The 19,079-nt window shown below is 62.6% G+C and carries 20 protein-coding genes; 10 read left to right on the top strand and 10 right to left on the bottom strand.

All coding sequences use genetic code 11. From position 1 onward, the window contains the following. Nucleotide 1: 1 nt before the first annotated feature. The 5 genes from LZK81_RS11060 to LZK81_RS11080 form a co-directional block, all read right to left on the bottom strand. On the bottom strand, nt 2-2,038 hold the full coding sequence (locus LZK81_RS11060; RefSeq protein ID WP_233956287.1) for an ASKHA domain-containing protein: 2,037 nt from the start codon (nt 2,036-2,038) through the stop codon (nt 2-4). A gap of 11 nt (nt 2,039-2,049) precedes the next feature. Then, the gene (locus tag LZK81_RS11065; RefSeq protein ID WP_046627451.1) at nt 2,050-3,012 is read right to left on the bottom strand and encodes a methyltetrahydrofolate cobalamin methyltransferase; all 963 of its coding nucleotides are present in this window, start codon (nt 3,010-3,012) and stop codon (nt 2,050-2,052) included. Between the two features lie 52 nt (nt 3,013-3,064). Then, nucleotides 3,065-3,367 carry a virulence factor gene (locus LZK81_RS11070; protein ID WP_037082451.1) on the bottom strand — a complete coding sequence of 101 codons (303 nt, stop codon included), beginning with the start codon at nt 3,365-3,367 and terminating at the stop codon, nt 3,065-3,067. Between the two features lie 129 nt (nt 3,368-3,496). Then, nucleotides 3,497-4,270, bottom strand: a complete 774-nt coding sequence (locus LZK81_RS11075; protein WP_233956289.1) for a formyl transferase — start codon at nt 4,268-4,270, stop codon at nt 3,497-3,499. A 58-nt stretch (nt 4,271-4,328) separates the two neighbouring features. Continuing rightward, the gene (locus tag LZK81_RS11080; protein ID WP_233956291.1) at nt 4,329-4,970 is read right to left on the bottom strand and encodes a DUF1638 domain-containing protein; all 642 of its coding nucleotides are present in this window, start codon (nt 4,968-4,970) and stop codon (nt 4,329-4,331) included. A 14-nt stretch (nt 4,971-4,984) separates the two neighbouring features. On the opposite strand from LZK81_RS11080, the gene LZK81_RS11085 reads away from it, so the two are divergent. Further along, entirely contained in the window at nt 4,985-5,143 is a 159-nt protein-coding gene (locus tag LZK81_RS11085; RefSeq protein WP_046606867.1) for an entericidin A/B family lipoprotein, read from the top strand. A 30-nt stretch (nt 5,144-5,173) separates the two neighbouring features. Here the strand turns inward: LZK81_RS11085 and LZK81_RS11090 are convergent, their stop codons facing one another. Then, nucleotides 5,174-5,875, bottom strand: a complete 702-nt coding sequence (locus LZK81_RS11090; protein WP_046611345.1) for a corrinoid protein — start codon at nt 5,873-5,875, stop codon at nt 5,174-5,176. 264 nt (nt 5,876-6,139) lie between these two features. Between LZK81_RS11090 and LZK81_RS11095 the strand changes: the two genes are divergently transcribed. The 4 genes from LZK81_RS11095 to LZK81_RS11110 all read left to right on the top strand — a co-directional run bounded on the left by LZK81_RS11095 (nt 6,140) and on the right by LZK81_RS11110 (nt 11,167). After that, on the top strand, nt 6,140-7,714 hold the full coding sequence (locus LZK81_RS11095) for a trimethylamine methyltransferase family protein (RefSeq protein WP_233956293.1): 1,575 nt from the start codon (nt 6,140-6,142) through the stop codon (nt 7,712-7,714). Between the two features lie 101 nt (nt 7,715-7,815). Then, complete coding sequence (locus LZK81_RS11100; protein WP_046606870.1) at nt 7,816-8,493, top strand: 4Fe-4S dicluster domain-containing protein; 678 nt, start codon at nt 7,816-7,818, stop codon at nt 8,491-8,493. Nucleotides 8,494-8,576: 83 nt separating this feature from the next. Next, a complete protein-coding gene (locus LZK81_RS11105) occupies nt 8,577-9,104 on the top strand; it encodes an RNA polymerase sigma factor (RefSeq protein ID WP_233956295.1) in 528 nt (175 codons plus the stop codon). Beyond that, nucleotides 9,101-11,167: a vWA domain-containing protein gene (locus LZK81_RS11110; protein ID WP_233956297.1), complete on the top strand. Its 2,067-nt coding sequence runs from the start codon at nt 9,101-9,103 to the stop codon at nt 11,165-11,167. The genes LZK81_RS11105 and LZK81_RS11110 overlap by 4 nt, the downstream gene beginning before the upstream one ends. A gap of 7 nt (nt 11,168-11,174) precedes the next feature. Here the strand turns inward: LZK81_RS11110 and LZK81_RS11115 are convergent, their stop codons facing one another. From LZK81_RS11115 to LZK81_RS11125, 3 genes are all read right to left on the bottom strand, one after another. Next, nucleotides 11,175-11,519: a hypothetical protein gene (locus tag LZK81_RS11115; RefSeq protein ID WP_233956299.1), complete on the bottom strand. Its 345-nt coding sequence runs from the start codon at nt 11,517-11,519 to the stop codon at nt 11,175-11,177. 24 nt (nt 11,520-11,543) lie between these two features. Continuing rightward, a complete protein-coding gene (gene bmt / locus LZK81_RS11120; protein ID WP_046606874.1) occupies nt 11,544-12,557 on the bottom strand; it encodes a betaine--homocysteine S-methyltransferase in 1,014 nt (337 codons plus the stop codon). Nucleotides 12,558-12,675: 118 nt separating this feature from the next. Next, entirely contained in the window at nt 12,676-13,671 is a 996-nt protein-coding gene (locus LZK81_RS11125) for an ABC transporter substrate-binding protein (protein ID WP_233956301.1), read from the bottom strand. An 808-nt stretch (nt 13,672-14,479) separates the two neighbouring features. Between LZK81_RS11125 and cobU the strand changes: the two genes are divergently transcribed. Next, nucleotides 14,480-15,001 (top strand): bifunctional adenosylcobinamide kinase/adenosylcobinamide-phosphate guanylyltransferase, encoded by a 522-nt coding sequence (gene cobU / locus LZK81_RS11130; RefSeq protein ID WP_233956303.1) that lies wholly within the window; start codon nt 14,480-14,482, stop codon nt 14,999-15,001. Here the strand turns inward: cobU and LZK81_RS11135 are convergent. Continuing rightward, the gene (locus tag LZK81_RS11135) at nt 14,998-15,783 is read right to left on the bottom strand and encodes a TSUP family transporter (protein ID WP_233956304.1); all 786 of its coding nucleotides are present in this window, start codon (nt 15,781-15,783) and stop codon (nt 14,998-15,000) included. The genes cobU and LZK81_RS11135 overlap by 4 nt on opposite strands. A gap of 178 nt (nt 15,784-15,961) precedes the next feature. Here LZK81_RS11135 and LZK81_RS11140 point away from each other — a divergent pair, with 178 nt between their 5' ends. The 4 genes from LZK81_RS11140 (at nt 15,962) to LZK81_RS11155 (ending at nt 19,079) form a co-directional block, all read left to right on the top strand. Next, on the top strand, nt 15,962-16,933 hold the full coding sequence (locus tag LZK81_RS11140) for a nucleoside hydrolase (protein WP_233956305.1): 972 nt from the start codon (nt 15,962-15,964) through the stop codon (nt 16,931-16,933). 117 nt (nt 16,934-17,050) lie between these two features. Continuing rightward, nucleotides 17,051-17,335 (top strand): acyl carrier protein, encoded by a 285-nt coding sequence (locus tag LZK81_RS11145; protein ID WP_092662234.1) that lies wholly within the window; start codon nt 17,051-17,053, stop codon nt 17,333-17,335. A gap of 31 nt (nt 17,336-17,366) precedes the next feature. Then, a complete protein-coding gene (locus LZK81_RS11150; protein WP_037082199.1) occupies nt 17,367-17,840 on the top strand; it encodes a 3-hydroxyacyl-ACP dehydratase FabZ family protein in 474 nt (157 codons plus the stop codon). A gap of 39 nt (nt 17,841-17,879) precedes the next feature. Then, nucleotides 17,880-19,079, top strand: coding sequence for a beta-ketoacyl-ACP synthase (locus LZK81_RS11155; protein WP_233956307.1), 1,200 nt, complete (start codon nt 17,880-17,882; stop codon nt 19,077-19,079).

The raw sequence follows: 19,079 nt of genomic DNA on the forward strand, positions 1-19,079 counted from the left end.
CCTACTCGCGGCTGCGGCGACGTCTGCGGCCGCCTTCTCCCGAAGGCTCGGCCAGCGCCTTGCGCTCAGGCAGGGTCACGACAGAGGCCAGATGCGGGAAGGCATCGACCTTGTTCGGCAGGGCCATGGCATAGACGAAATGCTCCTGGAATTTCGGCTCCAGCGCCGTCTCGATCTTCTCGATCCTGCGCACGGTTTCCTCGATCTCGCGGCGGTAGCCGCGGTTCAGCAGGCACATCCGCGCGCCCGTGCCGGCGGCATTGCCGACCGATTTGACACGGGCCAGATCGCAATCCGGGATGAGACCCAGCACCATCGCGTATTTGGGATCGATGAACGTGCCGAAGGCGCCGGCAAGGCCGATGCGATCGACATGGTCGACGCCCTGCTTGTCCATCAACAGCTTCACGCCGGCATAAAGCGCCGCCTTGGCGAGCTGGATGGCGCGCACGTCGTTCTGGGTCACGGTGATGCGCTGCTCGCCGTCATGCACGAGATAGGAGAAGGTCCGGCCGTTCTGGAGGATGCGCGGGCTGCGCTCCGCCATCGTGCCGTCCACCACTCCGTCTTCCGAGATCAGTCCGGCGAGATACATTTCGGCAATCACCTCGATGATCGCCGAGCCGCAGATGCCGGTGATGCCGGTCGCAGCGGCTGCATCGGCGAAACCCGGCTCGTCCGACCAGGGCTCGATGCCGATCACCCGGAAGCGCGGCTCGAGGGTTTCGGCGTCGATGCGGATACGCTCGATGGCGCCTGGTGCTGCCCGCTGGCCAGACGAGATTTCGGCACCTTCGAAGGCCGGACCGGTCGGCGAGGAGGCCGCGACGACCCGGGTCGAATTTCCGAGCACGATTTCCGCATTGGTGCCGATATCGACCAGCAGCATCATCTCCTCCTGCCGGTGCGGACCTTCCGACAGGGTTGCCGCGGCGGCATCGGCACCGACATGGCCGGCGATGCAGGGCAGGAGATAGGTGCGGGTGCCTTCGTTCATCGGCAAGCCGATCTCGGAGGATCTGACCTGAACCGCTCCGGAAACGGCAAGCGCGAAGGGGGCGCCGCCAAGCTCCGTCGGATCGATCCCAAGGAACAGATGGTGCATGATCGGATTGCCGACGAAGACGCTGTCGAGAATGTCGGTGCGCGACACGCCGCCGTCGGCGCAGACCTTGTCGATCAACCCGTTCAGCGCCTCGCGCACGGCTAACGTCATCGCCTCGCGGCCATCGGGGTTCATCATCACATAAGAAACGCGGCTCATCAGATCCTCGCCGAAGCGGATTTGCGGGTTCGATGTACCCGCGGACGCCACGGTGCGGCCCGACAGCAGCGACGACAGATGCATGGCGATCGTCGTCGAGCCGATATCGCAGGCAATCCCGTAGGCCTCGTTCTTCAGGCCGGGGTAGAGCGCGACGAGGCGGGCGCGGTCCTCGTCCCGGTCCTTGTGGATTGCCGCCGTGACCTTCCATTCGCCCTTGCGCAGGATCTGCTGCATCTTGGGAATCAGGTGGAAATCGACATCCAGATCGTCGAAATGCCACTCGGCGGCAAGCGCCGCCTTCAGGCGATCGAGATCGCCGAGCGGTTTTTCCATGTCGGGCTCTTCCACCTCGACATAACACATGCGGATCGCCGGATTGCGGTCGAAGACACGCTCGTCGGCGGCCTTACGGACCACCTGCGCGTTGATCACCGTATCCTGCGGCACATCGATGACGAGATCGCCGAGGATCTGGGTCGAGCAGGAGAGGCGGCGCCCCTCGGGAAGCCCGCGCACGCGGTCGTAACGCTCCTCCTTGGGGCCGAACGGCGACAGGTGGTCGTTTGCCGAGGTAATGCCGTGCTTGGCGAAATGTCCCTCCTGGACCGAGATCTGGCAGCGCCCGCAGGTCGCCCGCCCGCCGCAGACGCTCTCCACGTAGACGCCAAGCTGGCGCGCGGCATCGAGCACCGGCGTGCCGACCGGAAACCTGCCGCGCTTGCCGGACGGCATGAAAAGGACGAGGGGATCTCTCTTGGAAATATCCGCCATGATACCTGTACTTACTCCGTCCGCGCTCCGGCGCCAGCCCGTGCAGCCCGGCCGCCACGTCGGCCGCTGGCAGCCGAAGGTGCAGCAGTGGCCGCGGCTCCACCGCCTTCCACCGGCTTATAGTCCCGATAGGTCATGATCCAGTTGCCGCAATTCTGATCGGTGCCGTTCAGCACGTTGGCGGCGCGTACCGCTTCCATTTCCTGCGGCCGGCAAGGGTTCATGATCGCCGACGTCATTCCGGCGCTGATCACCATCGGGATGAAGCCGGCATTGATGCCGTGGCGGTGCGGTAGGCCGAAGGAGATGTTGGAAAGCCCGCAGGTCGTGTTGACCTTCAATTCTTCGCGCAGGCGCCGCAGCAGCGCGAAGACCTGCAGGCCGGCCGTCCCGAGCGCACCGATCGGCATGACCAGCGGATCAACGACGATGTCGTGGGGCTTTATGCCGTAGTCGGCGGCGCGTTCGACGATCTTCTTGGCGACCGCGAAACGAACGTCCGGATCCATGGAAATGCCGGTCTCGTCGTTGGAGATCGCCACGACCGGTACGTCGTATTTCTTGCAGAGCGGCAGGATGGCCTCGAGCTTTTCCTCCTCGCCGGTGACCGAATTGACCAGCGGCCGGCCCTTGGCGACCTTCAGCGCCGCCTCGATTGCGGCTGTCACCGAACTGTCGATCGACAGCGGCACGTCGACGAGGCCCTGGACGATCTCCAGCGTCCGGACGAGCAGGCCGGGTTCGGTCTCGTTGGGATTGACCGAGGTGACCCCGGCATTGACGTCGAGCATGGTGGCACCCGCCGCCACCTGTTCCAGCGCATCCCTGATGACCGTGTCGAAATTGCCCTCGATCATCTCGGCCGCGAGCTTCTTGCGGCCCGTCGGGTTGATGCGTTCGCCGATCACGCAGAAGGGTTGGTCGAAGCCGATCACGATCTCCCGGGTTGCGGATGCGACGATGGTGCGGGTCATTTCTTCCTCCAGGCGCGCGATGCGGCGCAGAAACGATGTGATTGTCTGAACGTCAGGCGGTTTCGCGACCGCCGGTCTTCACCAGCGCGACGAGTTTTTCCCTGTCATAGGCTGCTTCCAGCTCGGCTGCCGCCCTGTCGGCCTCGGCTTCGAGATCGTCGGAAACGGCGGTCGGTTCGGCCTTGCGCCATTCTGCGAGATAGTCGTCGGTGCCGGCGGCGCCGCTGCGCATGGCGCACATGTCGATCGCCTCGGTGAAGCGCAGCGACAGTTCCCGCTTGGCGGTCTGGCGGCCCTTCTTGATGATCACCTGCGCCGGAATATCCCGCCAGAAGACGACGATGCGGTCGGCCATGAATTCCTCCGTGTTGAGGCGCAGCATGCACGGGTGCGGGCGACAAGACTGCGCTTGCGACGACGTCGCACCCAGCAAAATACGACGCGGCGATGGGATTGCCTTGCCGGATGCGGGGCCGGATGCCGGTTACCAGATCTTCCGGGTCAGCCCGTGATAGAGCCAGGTCCAGATCGGCGGCGGAAAACGCAGTGCGGACTGGCCTTGCGGCTGGTACGGCTTCAGCGTGCCGTCGATGGCATCCTGAAGCGCGCGGACGCTGATATCGACCGAAGAGGCGGTCATCAGCAGCGGATAGGTGGCGAGCGAATCCGATCGCGCCGGGTCCATCCGCTTCTCGTAGAGCGTCCCCCCGGTATCGATTCCCTTGTCGACCAGATGCACGGTCGCGCCGAAGTTCTTGTCGTCGCCTTCGACGCGCGACCAGTAGCCGCCCATCTGGCCGCGATACATCGGATTGATGCCGGCGTGGAAGTTGATGACCGGGCAGGGGATCGCGGCAAGCGTCTCCGGCGACAGGATGCGGCAGGATATGGTGAAGATCGCAGCGGGCTTCAGGGCTGTCACCGCCGCGTGACATGCCGGATCGTTGAGGGAAGCCACGTGCGTCACGGGGATCGCCGGGTTCGGTTCGGCGGAATGGCCGTAGTCGCGGATGATCTCGGCGGAGCGCCTTGCTGCCACGCTCTTGGTCAGCCTCGAGGCGATCATCGTCGCGAACTGGCCGAGTGCGGTGAACCAGCCGAACCGCCGGGCGCGGCGTTTCAAAAGCGTGCCCTTCGATTCCGGCTGTTCCTCGACGACATGCAGGTCGGGAAAATGTTTTGCCAATGCGTTGATCATCACCTGCGGGTTCGCCCCGCCTGATGTCATCACCACGATCCGAGAATTCACGTCCTGCATCGATCCCCCCGCAAAAAGCGCAGGGCCGCACTCTTCCGCCGAAGGCCCGAAGAAACGGTTAAATCGAGCGTAACGCCTGCGTGAGATCACCGTAGCCGGTGAAACGGTACTCGTACTCCAGGCCGAGATATTCGGCGGCCCCGCGCGCCTTTTCCTGAAGGGCCTGATCTTCCTCCTGGCTGAGATAGACGAGCTTTCGGTAATTGCCGAAATACATGTCCTTCAGCTGCGGATGACGGTCGAGGCCGAGCGGTTCGATGACGAAGGCTTCGAACTGGCGGGCGAGGAAGTCGGTGAGGAAGAATGAGAACAGGTCTTCGTCCGCTTTTGCGGCAAAAGCGTCGTTTCCGGCGAAGAAGGAATAGCAGTGGGGACCTTCGATGCGGGCGATGCCTTCGCGCTCGCAGAGCCGGTCGATGTCGCCGCCGGTTCCGCAATCCGCATAGGCGAAAAAGATCTTTTCGAAACCCGCTTCCCGCGCCTCGGCGACGGCTTTTTCAAGACCCGGAACGATCTTCTGCGGATAGGCGTGCCAGATCGCCGGCAGACAGTTGAGGTCGATGTGGCCGAGGCCTTGCTGCCTGGAAACAGCAAGGATTTCCCTGGCGATCGCTCCGCACGCGATCACGTGAACTTTTTCGCGAGTTGAACGTTCCTCTGCCGGAAATTCCATTTCCGCCACGATTTCATCTCTCTCCATCGGAGTATTCTAACATGACGGCCAAGACAGTCACGATGATCGCCGCTCTTCTCGCGACGATGGTTTCTCTTACCTCCTGCGGCAATACCATTCGCGGCATGGGCCAGGATACGGCCAATACCGTCAATGCCACGCAGGACGCGGGCCGCCGGGTCGATCGCGCTGCGCGCTAAGACATCGCTGTCGGCAAGCCGTTCGGCGCTTCAGGCGCCGGCGGCAAGGCTGTTGTGCTTGCGGCGGATATATTCCTTTGCCGTTTCGACGGCGACCGCCGCATCACGGCAATAGGCATCGGCGCCGACCGCCTTGCCGAACTCCTCGTTGAGCGGCGCCCCGCCGACCAGCACGATATAGTCGTCGCGCATGCCCTTTTCCTTCAGCGTATCGATGACGACCTTCATATAGGGCATGGTCGTGGTCAAAAGCGCCGACATTCCGAGAATATCCGGCTGTTCCCGCTCGATCGCATCGAGATAGTTCTCGACCGGGTTGTTGATGCCAAGATCGACGACGTCGAAGCCGGCCCCTTCCATCATCATGCCGACGAGGTTCTTGCCGATATCGTGGATATCGCCCTTGACCGTGCCGATCACCATCTTGCCGAGTTTCGGAGCGCCGGTCTCGACCAGCAGCGGCCGCAGGATGAACATGCCGGCCTTCATGGCACCTGCCGACAGCAGCACTTCCGGCACGAAGAGAATGCCGTCGCGGAAGTCGATGCCGACGATGCGCATACCCTCGACCAAGGCCTTGGTGAGGACGTCATAGGGCGTCCAGCCGCGCGCGAGCAGGATGTTCGTCGCCTCCTCGATCTCCTCCTTCAAGCCGTCGTAAAGATCGTCGTGCATCTGCTGCACGAGTTCCTCGTCGGAAAGTTCCGCCAGGATGATTTCGTCGTCGGACATGCAATGCTTCCCTTCGTTCGAGGGGCCGGTTCGGAGGCCGGCAAATCAGACGTTTACCGTCCCGACTATCTGTACCTTTAATTTGCTTGGCAATTTCTTTCGTATGCGACAGCGGCGCGTCGGAAAAGCGACGGAAGATCGCGGCGTGATGTCTGTCCTGTACAAACCCGTGACGCAGAAAGGCGGGGCTCCGCTTGCGCTTGAGCCTAGCATGGCGCATCAAAAAAGCTTGAGGCGCTTTTCAAAGCGGAGGCGAGGAACATCATGGACGATTTAACCCCAGAGACGGAACCGGCAGGCAGCGGGGCCAGACGCGGCCGCGGCGAGCGGGGAGCGGCAGGCCGCCGCGCGGCCCGCGCAGGCAACGGTCCCGGCCCCTCCTTGCCCTATATCACCCGCAGAATAGGCGTCTACGAAGTGCTGGACGAGGAGGGCCTTGCTCTCATCGAGCGCAACGCGGATCTCATCCTCGAAGAGATCGGCATCGAATTCCGCGAGGACGAGGAAGCGCTCGAACTCTGGGCGAAGGCGGGTGCCGACGTCAGGGGCCACCGGGTGCATTTCCCCAAGGGCCTCTGCCGGGAACTCCTGAAGACCGCACCGAGCGAATTCACGTGGCATGCGCGCAATCCGGAGCGCAACGTCCAGATCGGCGGCAAGGCGACCGTGTTCGCGCCGGTCTACGGACCTCCCTTCGTGCGCGATCTCGACGGCAAGCGCCGTTACGCGACGATCGAGGATTTCCGCAATTTCGTGAAGCTCGCCTATATGGCGCCGTCGATGCATTCGTCGGGCGGCACGGTCTGCGAGCCGGTCGACGTGCCGGTCAACAAGCGGCACCTCGATATGATCTACAGCCATATCAAGTATTCCGACAAGCCGTTCATGGGATCGGTCACCGCGCCGGAACGTGCCGAGGACACCGTCGCCATGGCGAAGCTGGTATTCGGCGACGAGTTCGTCGAAAACAATTGCGTCACCTTGAACCTCATCAACGCGAACTCTCCGATGGTATTCGACGGGACCATGCTCGGCGCACTGAAGGTCTATGCGCGGCATAACCAGGCCTCGGTCGTGTCGCCGTTCATTCTCTCGGGCGCCATGAGCCCGGTGACGGTGACCGGCACGCTGACGCAGATCCTTGCCGAGGTGCTGGCCGGTGCTGCGCTGACGCAGTTGATCCGCAAGGGCTCGCCGGTGCTGTTCGGAACGTTCGCGGCGTCGATCTCGATGCAGTCGGGTGCTCCGACCTTCGGTACGCCGGAGCCGTCGCTGGTTTCTTACGGTGCGGCCCAGCTCGCCCGCCGCCTCGGCCTGCCGTTCCGCACCGGCGGTTCGCTCTGCGGCTCGAAAGTGCCCGACGCCCAGGCGGCGCACGAATCGGCCAATACGCTCAACACGACGCTGCTTGCTGGCACCAATTTCGTGCTGCATGCCGCCGGCTGGCTGGAGGGCGGCCTGGTGTCTTCGTACGAGAAATTCATGATCGACCAGGACCAGCTCGGCATGATGCAGAAGATGGCGCAGGGCATCGATTTGTCCGAGGAGGGCCAGGCCCTCGACGCGATCCGCGAAGTCGGTCCCGGCAGCCATTATCTCGGCTGCGCCCATACCCAGGCGCATTTCCAGACGGCCTTCTATCGCTCGGCGCTGATGGACAACAATTCCTTCGAACAGTGGGAGATCGAGGGCGAGAAACGGATCGAGCAGCGCGCCAACGCGCTCTGCCGCACCTGGCTCGACAGCTACGAAGCACCGCCGCTCGATCCTGCGATCGACGAGGCGCTGCTCGCGTTCATCAAGGATCGCAAGGATTCGATGCCCGACGCCTTCACCTGAAGGGAGCCCGATGCCGCCAGGGAGCAAGGCGGTGCCAGACTGGTCGCGGATTTCGTCCAGGAGGGGGTTTGGCGCCCTCACTACAAATACCAGGGGCCTCGGTGAGGCCGCCTTCGCCAGTCCTCGACGAGATTGCCGCTGGGCTCGAACCCCACGGCATCCTGATCCGCGGCGTGGTGAATTTCGGAGCGGGCGAGGGACCGTCGCTGGGCGACGGCACGCTTGCCCGGTCCGTCGTATTGCTCGGCAATGTCGGCGGTTCGATCTGGCCGTCGTTTACGGAATGGCGAAAAGGCCGTGACGGCCGCGATCCCCTCGACACGTGGTCGAAGACGCTGATCCGGCCGCTTGCCGAGCAGCTCGGAGCCACTGCCTATTTCCCCTCCGATCCGCCCTGGCAGCCGTTCCAGCGATGGGCGATGAAGGCCGAAGGTCTGAAGTCGTCGCCGCTCGGCATCCTCATCCATCCGCAGTTCGGGCTCTGGCACGGTTATCGCGGCGCTCTCGGTTTTCCGTTTGCGACAGAGAATTCGCCTGATGAGGCCGAGCATCCTTGCGAGAGCTGCGCGGATAAGCCCTGCCTGTCGGCCTGTCCCGTCAATGCGGTCAGCCTGTCGGGCTTCGACATTCCCCGATGCAGCGCCTATCTTGCAAGCGACGCGGGCAAGGCGACCTGCATGATTTCCGGCTGTGCGGCCCGCAACTCCTGTCCGGTCGGTGTGCAACATCGCTACCCGCCGGGGCAGCTCCGGTTCCATATGGAAGCGCTGGTGCGGTGAACGAAAAAGTTTTTCTTGGGCACCCAAGGAATTTCCGGAGCGAAACGTCTAAGCTCGTAAGCGACGGAAAAGCGGGCGGATAAGTGAGCGCGGAAATCCTCGATAAGGCATGCCAGGGCGATCGCCATGCGTTCTCAGCGCTCGTCGAGACGCATTACGATTTCATTCATGCCGTCGCCTGGCGCTGGTCCGGCTCGCAAAGCGATGCGGAAGACATCGCCCAGGATGTTTGCATCCGGCTGGGAAGGGCGATCCGCAGCTTCAAGGGGCAGTCGGCGTTCCGCACCTGGCTCTACACGCTGACACTGAATGCGGTGCGCGACCATCAGCGCCAGTCCTCCCGCCGGCGACGGGACCACGACCGGCTTGCAAACGACCCGATCTTCTTTTCGCATCTGGAGTCGGAGGAAGACGATCGCGGCGACTGGCTGTGGGCCGCGGTGCGCCGCCTGCCGGAAAAGCAGCGGGATGCGGTCCTGCTGGTTCATGGCGAAGGGCTCTCCCATGCGGCTGCGGCGGGCATTCTCGAATGCAGCGAAAACACGGTCTCCTGGCATCTGCACGAGGCGCGTAAACGATTGAAGGACCTTCTGAAGAAGGAGGCGGTTTGACCATGACGGACGAATTCGACCAGCTCGGCAATTTAGCCCCGGCGCCCCGCGCTTCTAGCTCGGCGCGCGCTCGCGCGCTTGCCGCCGCCATGCAAGCCTTCGACGAGACGGGAAAAAATGCCGCACGCGGCAAAGGAAGCTCCTGGTGGCAGCGTCAAAGCTCCGTTCTCAACCGGATCTGGAGCACTCGCATGGTCACCCAACACCGTTATCTCGCCGGCTCTGCGCTTGCGACGATGCTGATCATTCCCACAGCCGCACTGCTGACATTCGAACTGACGCGCGGAAACCTGCCGAACTCAGGCCAGGTCGCCCTGCCGCAAGTCCTGGACGCGCCGAAGCCCGCCGTAGAAAGAGTTCCGGTGCCGCCGGTCGAGAAGCCGGCTGAACCGCGGCAGCAGGAAGCGGTACGGGGGAGTGACGCTGCACCATCGGTTCAATCCTCCAGGCAACGCGATTTTCCCGCGTCGGATATTGCCCGGCTGCTGAACAAGCAGGAGGCCAGCGGTGGCGCGGCCAAACGAAGCGTGGCGCCCGTTCCCGCGGCACCGCCGCCGGTCATGGCTGAGCGTGCAGTACCAATGGCCGCCGCTCCCCGTTATGCGCCAACTGAGCGCGAAGTCCTGCCGCCGCTCGAAGAGAGCCGCGACCGTTTCGCCAATGCGGACACCAATCCGGTAAAGAGCGTCGCAACCGATCCGGTCTCGACCTTCTCCGTCGACGTCGATACCGCGTCCTATGCCTTCGTCCGACGCTCGCTGCTGGAGGGACACCTGCCCGATCCCGACAGCGTGCGCGTCGAGGAGATGATCAATTATTTCCCCTATGACTGGCCACGGCCGCAGACGGTCGACGAACCGTTCCGAACCACCGTCACCGTCACGCCGACGCCGTGGAATAGCGGCACGCGGCTGATGCATGTGGCGATCAAGGGGTACGAGGCCGCGCCGGCCGCGCAGCCTGCCACCAATCTCGTTTTCCTGATCGACGTCTCGGGCTCGATGAACGCGCCGGACAGGCTGCCTTTGCTGAAAAGCGCTTTCCGGCTGCTGGTCGGCAAGCTGAAGCCGGAGGACAAGGTCTCGATCGTCACCTATGCAGGCAATGCCGGGACGGTGCTTGAGCCGACGTCTGCCCGTGAGCGGGACAAGATTCTCGCGGCAATCGACAATCTTCGACCCGGCGGCTCGACGGCCGGCGCCGAAGGCATCGATGCGGCCTATCGCCTGGCCCGCCAGGCCTTCATCCAGGGCGGCGTCAACCGGGTGATGCTGGCGACCGACGGCGATTTCAACGTGGGCGTTTCGAGCGACGAAGAGCTCAAGCGGATCATCGAGCAGCGCCGCAAGGACGGCATCTTCCTGTCGGTTCTTGGTTTCGGAAAGGGCAATCTCAACGACAGCCTGATGCAGACGCTCGCTCAGAACGGCAACGGTACGGCCGTCTATATCGATACGCTCGCCGAGGCGCAGAAGGCACTTGTCGACGAGGCCGGCTCGACGCTTTTTCCGATCGCCAAGGACGTCAAGATCCAGGTGGAGTTCAATCCGCAACAGATCGGCGAATATCGTCTGGTCGGTTACGAGACCCGGGCGCTGAAGCGCGAGGATTTCAACAATGACCGGGTGGATGCCGGCGATATCGGCTCCGGCCATGCGGTGACGGCGATTTACGAGGTGACGCCGAAGGGCAGTGCCTCGGCGCTCAACGACCCGCTGCGTTACGGTCCGGCAGCGCCCTCCGCTCCGGTTGCGGTCTCCGATGAAATGGCCTTCGTCAAAATCCGCTACAAGCAGCCGGATGGCGACACCAGCAAGCTGATCACCACGCCGGTCACGGAGATGAATGCGGTGCGCGACTTCTCGGCGGCGCCTCAGGATGTGCGCTTCGCCGCGGCCGTCGCCGCCTTCGGTCAGAAACTGCGCGGCACCGATGCGCTCGACGCCTATCCCTACCGCTTGATCCTCGACATGGCGCGCAATGCCCGCGGCGAGGATGCGTTCGGATATCGGGGCGGGTTTCTCGACCTGGTGCGGCTCGCCGAGACCCTGGACCGTCGTTAGGTGGCACTCAAACCTTTGGGTACGCCCGCTCCAGGCCGCCGGAGCGGGCGAGCCCGTCGCGAAACGCTGAATAGGCCGGATGCTGGCTGGATTTCGCCGCTTCCATCAGCCGGATCTGCAGCCGGGCAGGGGCGATGTCGCCGATCCACTCGCCGCATTTCTGCAGCTTCAGCGAATTCAGGAACTTCGCTTCCGACGCGTTATGCAGGTAGAGGTGCAAACCATCGAGCAGCAGGTCGTCGGACGTCGGATTGTCCATCAACAGAGTAAGCCAGGACTGATTTTCGGCCGAGAAGGTGGAAAGGCTCTCCGCCACCGTTTCCCGGCTGCCGATCGGCGATATGTTTGCCATGTCTCTATCCTTCAGCCTTACACGTCAGCCGCGGCGGCGACGTCTTTCCCGGCCAGAATCTCCGCCCGATTCACTGGCTGTCTTATTGCGCAGCGGGCCGATCTTGTCGACGATTTCCTCGATCGTCGGTCGCGGTCGAGGGGTATAATCGTCAAGTGCGGCGCGCATGGCGGCCAGATGTTCGCAGGACGTGCCGCAGCATCCGCCGATGATCCTTGCGCCGGCATCCCGGGCGAGCCTTGCATATTCGGCCATCAGCGGCGGCGTGCCCGAATAAAAGATCTCGGAGCCGCGAAATTCCGGAATGCCGCAATTGCCCTTGACGATGGTGACGGCGTCAGGATCGGCGGCGGTGATGTCGAGCAGGCTCGACAGGATATCGGAGGCGCCGACACCGCAATTGGCGCCGGCGGCGACCGGGCCTTCGCCGACATCCTTCGCCACGCCGTGGATCTGCTTGGGATCGAGGCCCATCATCGTCCTGCCGGCCGTGTCGAAAGAGCCGGTATAGGTATAGGGCAACCCGGCCCTGACGGCAGCTTCGGCCGCCGCGCGGATTTCTTCCGGCGCGGACATGGTCTCGATCCAGGCGATATCGGCGCCGCCGGCCTTCAGGCCCTCGATCTGTTCCGCGAAGGCGGCGACCGCATCCTCATAGGTCAGGGCTCCGAGCGGAACGAACAATTCGCCGGTCGGTCCGACTGAACCCGCGACGATCACCTTGCGGTCCGCTCCGTCTGCCACCTTACGGGCAATCTCGGCGGCAAGCCGGTTGAGTTCGTGCACTCGGCCTTCTGCCTTGTGCAGCTTCAGCCGTTGGCGCGTGCCGCCGAAGGAATTGGTCAGGATGATGTCGGCGCCCGCATCGACGAAATCCTGATGCAGCTTCTCGATCTTTTCAGGCGCGGCCTCGTTCCACAGTTCCGGCGCTTCGCCGGCCTCGAGGCCCATGGCGAAGAGATTGGTGCCGGTCGCGCCGTCGGCCAGCAGCACGCCCTTTTCGGCCAGAAGTTCGGTCAGTGCGTTGGCGGTCGGCATGGCGGCGCTCCTTGCAATGGATGCATCATATAAAGAAACCTTTATATGATTGCAACTCGCAGCCGCGTGCCTCTTCGCGACGCCGGCGGCTTCAGCAGCGCCGGTTCAAACAATCACTTCAGAGCGATGCCTTGATCTTGTCAGCGACATCAGGAGCGACCCACTTGGTCCAGATATCCGGACTGCTTTCCAGAAAATATTTGGCGGCAGCTTCGTTGGTGCTCTTGTTCGCTTCCTGCCAGGCGAGCACGCTGTTGACCGTCGTATTGGTCCACTTGCGCCTCTTGATATAGTCCATCGCCACCTCCGCCTTCTGAGCGAATTGTTTGGTGACCAGCGTGAAGGCCTGAGACGTCGGATAGGAGTTGACCTTCGGGTTCGGGCAGTTCGGCACGGCGGTGCAGGCGTCCCAATCGGCCTTGTCGTGCGGGACGTTGAAGGAGAGCTTCACCATCTCGTATTTGCCGAGGAAAGCCGTCGGAGCCCAGTAGTAGCCGAGCCAGCCGGTCTTTTTCTCGAAGGCGTTGGTGATCGAACCGTCAAGACCGGCGGCAGTGCCGGTATCGATCAGCTCGAACTTCTTTTCCTCGGCGCCTAGCGCCCTGAAAAGGTTGGCACTCGAAACCTGGCAGCTCCAACCGGACGGGCAGTTATAGACGGCACCCCTTCCGGGTTTCTGCGGCGCCGGGAAAAGATCCGGATGGGTCAATGCCTGCTGCACGGTCTTGATATCGGGATGGGCGTCGGCCAGGAATTTCGGGATCCACCAGCCTTCGACGGCCCCGTCGGAGAGGATCTCCGCGCCGACGATCATGCGGCCGTCGGCAACGGCCTTGTCGAGTGTGGTGCGCACAGAGTTGATCCAGAACTCCGGCGCGAGATCCGGCTGGCCTCTTTCGTTCATGGAAGTGAAGGTCGGAAGCGTGTCGCCCGGGACGAGCTGGACCGTGCAGCCGAAACCTTGTTCGAGGATGATCTTGTCGAGATTGGCCGCAATGCCGGCCGAAGCCCAGTTCATTTCGGCGATAGAGACCGTACCGCAATCCGCCGAGGCTGACCCTGCGAAAGCATAGAGACCGGCAGCAAAGACCGTGGAAGCGAGGATTTTTTTCATTCAGGGACCTCCCGGTCTTTCCTTTCACTGTTCACTTCAATCGAGCGCGAGGTGTGCACACTGTTGGATTCAGTCTGAGCAGGCCGGAGAGAGTATAGGTCACGTTCGCATCTGCGACAGCTTTCCACGGATACTGTGCACTTATTATGTCAGTTCAAATCACGGTACGTCTTCCTCCTCAGAAATCAACATGCACACACCCGCGCAATCTGCGCCGGTCGTCGACTTCAGCCCTTGAGATCGTCACTCGCGACGAGGAAAACACTCACTGAGTGCGAAGCAGTGTCGTGTCAGGCTGGGCCTTTTCCGCCAGCCGCCGCCATTCACTCTGCCATTCCATCGGAAAGAACAGAAAAAATGAGAAAAGCGCGCAGCTTACGGAGTTCACTAACCATCCGGTAAGAATGTGGCGCTATTGCTTTTCGTGCGGGCGGTTAGCTCGCGCTTGGCGCCGGATCAGGTAGTGCGTACCGGTCGCCCTTGCCGTCCGATGGCAGGCCCTGTTTTGTTGGCCCGCGGACACTTCATCTTCCGATCGTTGTCAAATTCGCGATTGTCAAATACGGGGCCGCGGCCTCATTTGCCAAATGCGCGGATTTGTGGCCGAAATCGGCTGGCCGGACCCGGCCAGCCGTGGCTGCCTGCGGGCGATGAAACCGAGCAACGGCAAGCGGGTGTTGGTTGACACTACGCGTAGATAGCTGCACCATTTGACCGTAATGCGAATCCAGAGACATCATCACCAACAGGGCCGGACGCCTCCTGTCTACGAATCGTCCGGTCCCCTCTGGTTCAGGCCATTTTCTCCATGACATGCAACGGTCACGTCACCCTTGTCCTCGGCGGCGCCCGCTCGGGCAAATCCGGGTTTTCGGAAAGGCTTGCCAAGGAGAGCGGCCTGGAACGGCACTACGTTGCCACCGGTCGTGCCTATGACGACGAGATGCGCTCGCGCATCGCCCGGCATCGTGTCGATCGCGGAGACGGCTGGACCACGCACGAAGTGCCGCTCGACCTGGTCGAGCAACTGACCGAAATCGATGCGCCGGGGAGGGTCATCCTTGTCGATTGCCTGACGCTCTGGCTCACCAACCTGATGATGGACGAGCGCGATATCGGCACTGCCGCCACCGCACTCGTGCATCGGTTCGAAAGCCTCTCGGCGAAACTGATCGTCGTCTCCAACGAGGTCGGCCTTGGCATCGTGCCGGACAACAAAATGGCGCGGGAGTTCAGAGACCATGCCGGAAGGCTGCATCAGCGGATCGCGGCATCTGCCGACGAGGTCTTCTTCATCGCCGCCGGTCTGCCGCTCAGGATGAAGGGCTAGAAGCCGAGCCAGACGCGGACGGGATGGGTTGGATCGGCGAGCAGCTTCAGGGCGAGTGCCAGACAGGAGATGACGAGCAGCGGCTTGATCAGCTTCGCGCCGTTCTTCATGGCCAGCCGTGAGCCCACCTGGGCGCCGAGGAACTGGCCGACGCCCATGATCAGGCCAATCTTCCAAAGTACGGACCCGGTTGCCGCAAAGACCAGGAACGAGCCGAAATTCGAGCCGAGATTGATGAGTTTGGTATGGGCGGTCGCCTTCAGCATGCCAAAGCCCGCGAGCAGCACGAAACCCAGCATGTAGAACGAGCCTGCGCCAGGTCCGAATATGCCGTCATACAGGCCGATCAACGGGACGATCGTCACCCCGAACACCAACGGCGTCACCCGGCGGTGGCTGTCGATATCGTTGAGATTGGGCTTGATGGCGAAGAACAGCGCGATGGCGATCAGCAGGAAGGGGATTGCCGCGGCAAGCCAGCCTGCCGGCACCAGCGACGCGAGCGTGGCGCCGACGGCCCCGCCGACCAGCGACATCGCCGCCATCGGCAACTGGCTTTTCAAGTTCACATGGCCACGGCGCGCATAGGCGATCGTCGCGGATGCCGATCCGAACTGCGACTGCAGCTTGTTCGTCGCAAGCGATTCGAGCGGCGGGATGCCGGCAATCAGCATGACCGGGATGGTGATGAGCCCGCCACCGCCGGCGATCGAATCGACAAAACCGGCAAAAATCGCGGCGAGAAACAGCAGGAAGAGGAATTGGAATGCGAGGTCGGTCAAGGGGAGGAGACTCTGTAAGCGGAAGCGCACCCGGACGGGTGCGGCGTGCTTCTCGCATCGAACAGTGAGGACTGCAACCGCTTCCGGCAGGACCCCAGCCATGTCGCTTCCGGGATTGCGCATCATCGGTTTGGCGTTATTGTGCGCGGCTTTCGAAGAGCCGAACGAGGAAAAGCTTATGCACAAGGTCATTTTCGATACGGACCCCGGCGTTGACGACGCGATGGCGCTGCTCTTTCTGCATCGGCACCCGGAAATCGATCTTCTCGGCGTGACGACCGTTTTCGGCAATGTTTCGCTCGATCTCACCACCCGCAATGCGCAGTTCCTGCATCGGGAATGGGGAATTTCAGCCCCCATCGCCAAAGGCGCCGACAGAACGATCGATCCGCTGCGCAGCGACGATCGCGCCGCTTCCGTCGTGCACGGTCTAGACGGTCTCGGCAATATCGGCCTGCCTGAGACGATCGATTGGCCGCTCGATCCGCGTCCCGCCTACCAGTTCATCATCGATACCGTCCGCGACAATCCGGGCGAAGTGACGCTGATCGCCGTCGGCCGCATGACCAATCTGGCGCTGGCGCTGCAGGCCGATCCGGATTTCGCCGGTCTAGTCAAGGAAGTCGTCGTCATGGGCGGCGCCTTCGATGTGAACGGCAACGTCACGCCGGCAGCGGAAGCCAACATCCATGGCGACCCGGAAGCCGCCGACATCATCTTCACCACGCCCTGGAAGGTCACCATCGTCGGGCTCGACGTGACGCTGAAGACGATCATGACGGGGGAGTATCTTGCCGACATGGCCAAGTCGGGCGAAAAATCGGTGCAATTGCTCTCCGACCTGTCGCAATATTACATCGAGTTCTACAAGAGCCGGGTCGGCATCGCCGGCATGGCGGTACATGACAGCACGGCCTGCGTCTATCTGGTGCGGCCGGACCTCTTCATTTTGCGCAGCGGCGCGGTGCGGGTCGTCTGCGGCGGCATCGCCGACGGCGAAACGATCCAGGCCCCCGACAGCGGCCGCAAATTCGTCGGCACGGCCTGGGACGGCCAGCCGAGCCAGTGGGTGTGCACCGACGTCCGATCGGGCGAGGTTCTGGAGGTGATCCGGGCTGCGCTGGTCGAGAGCCGGGCCTCCGGCGCCTAGGCGATTGCTGTTTAGGCAACAGTTCCGGTGCAAATTTTCACGTGGGAACACGAAGCCATTGGCATTTGTGATCGATTTCCCTATGTGGAACCTTGATTTTGATATTCTGCGAAGGACATGGGCGTGACAGCTACATTCGATAAAGTTGCCGACATCATTGCTGAGACCAGCGAAATCGATCGCGAGACCATCACGCCGGAAAGCCACACGATCGATGACCTGGGCATCGATAGCCTGGACTTCCTGGATATCGTGTTCGCCATCGACAAGGAATTCGGGATCAAGATTCCGCTGGAACAGTGGACCCAGGAAGTCAACGAAGGCAAGGTTTCGACCGAAGAGTACTTCGTGCTGAAGAACCTGTGTGCCAAGATCGACGAGCTGAAGGCGGCCAAGGGCTGATCGTCACTGATCATCCCGGGCCGGCAAACTCATGCTGCTCGAATATTTCCAGATGATCGACCGCGTCGAAGCGGTCGATCTTGGGGCCAAAGTGTTGAAGGCGCGGTCTGTCGTGCCGTCTAAAAGCCCTGTCTTCGAAGGCCATTTTCCCGGAATGCCGCTGGTACCGGGTGTGCTCCTGATCGAGACCATGGCCCAGGCCTCCGGTTTCCTGGTGCTCGCCGCCACCGATTTCGCCGCCATGCCGTTCCTGATGTCGGTCGACGGCGCCAAGATGCGCGCCTTTGTGGAACCCGACGCGGTTCTCGACATCGAGGCGTTTCTGGAGCATGAGGGGTCCGGTTACGCGGTGACCAAGGCTAAGATCACGTGTAACGGCAAGAAGGTCTGCGACGCACAGCTCAAACTGCGTACCATGCCGTTCAGCGAAATCCCGCTGGCGCCGGTCATCCGCAAGCGTGCGGAAGAGGTCGGCCTGATGGATGCGATTGCCGCAAGCGCATAAAAGCCCGCCCGTTCAGTCCGGTGGGTCAAAGAGGACATTATGAAGTCTGACAATGATGTCGTGATCACTGGTATCGGGATCGTCACCAGCCAGGGCGTGGGCAAGGAGCCGCATATCGCGCTCCTGTCGTCGCCAGAAACCGGTGCCCCGAAAGTCGAGATCGATCGTTTCGCGCCGTATCCGGTGCATCCGATGCCCGAGATCGACTGGTCGGCGCAGATCGCCAAGCGTGGTGACCAGCGCCAGATGGAGAACTGGCAGCGGCTCGGCGTATTTTCCGCAGGCCTTGCGCTCGACGACGCGGGCCTGAAGACGGATGCGGACGCCTGCGCTTCCATGGACATGATCGTGGCCGCCGGCGGCGGCGAGCGCGACATCAAGGTCGATTCGCTGATCGTCGACGAAGCACTGAAGCGCAACGACCGCGAAATGCTGCTCAACGAGAAGTTGACGACCGAGCTTCGCCCGACGCTGTTTCTGGCACAGCTTTCCAATCTGGTCGCCGGCAATATCTCGATCGTCCACAAGGTCACCGGTTCGTCACGCACCTTCATGGGCGAAGAGGCGGCCGGCATTTCCGCCGTCGAGACCGCCTTCCATCGCATCAAGGCCGGCCAATCCACCCACTGCCTGGTCGGCGGCGCATTCATCGCCGAACGCGCCGACATCATCCTTCTTGTCGAGGGTATTCGTGCGCATGCGACGGGCGGCTGGCATCCGCTCTGGTCGCGTTCGCCCGATAATGGCGGCGGCATGATCATGGGCACGGTCGGCGCCTTCCTGGTGCTCGAATCGCGCGCCCATGCGCAAGCCCGCGGCGCCCATATCTACGCCGTCATCGACGCGATCGAAGGTGATCGCGGCAATCGTGACGAGGGCCGCCTCGAAAAGCGCCTCACCCGTCTCGCCGGTCATGCGTCGGGCATTTCCAAGGCCGATACGATCGTGTTTTCGGGCGCGAGCGGCGTCGTCGATCTCGCGACGCGGGAGAAAGCGCTGCTGGAGACCGAATTCCCCGGCGCTGCGATCCGCGGATTTGGCGGCGTCACTGGCCACGGCATGGAAGCGCAGTTCCCCTTGGGTCTGGCGCTTGCGGCATTGGCCTTGGATGGCGCGGCTACAGTACCCACATTCGATGCCCAGAACGAAAAGCCGATGGCGGCGCCCGCAAAGCATGCGGTGGTGACGACCGTCGGTTATACGCGCGGCGAGGGCCTTGCAGTCCTCTCGGCCGCGTAA

This window comes from Neorhizobium galegae (genome assembly GCF_021391675.1).
GTDB lineage: Bacteria > Pseudomonadota > Alphaproteobacteria > Rhizobiales > Rhizobiaceae > Neorhizobium > Neorhizobium galegae_B.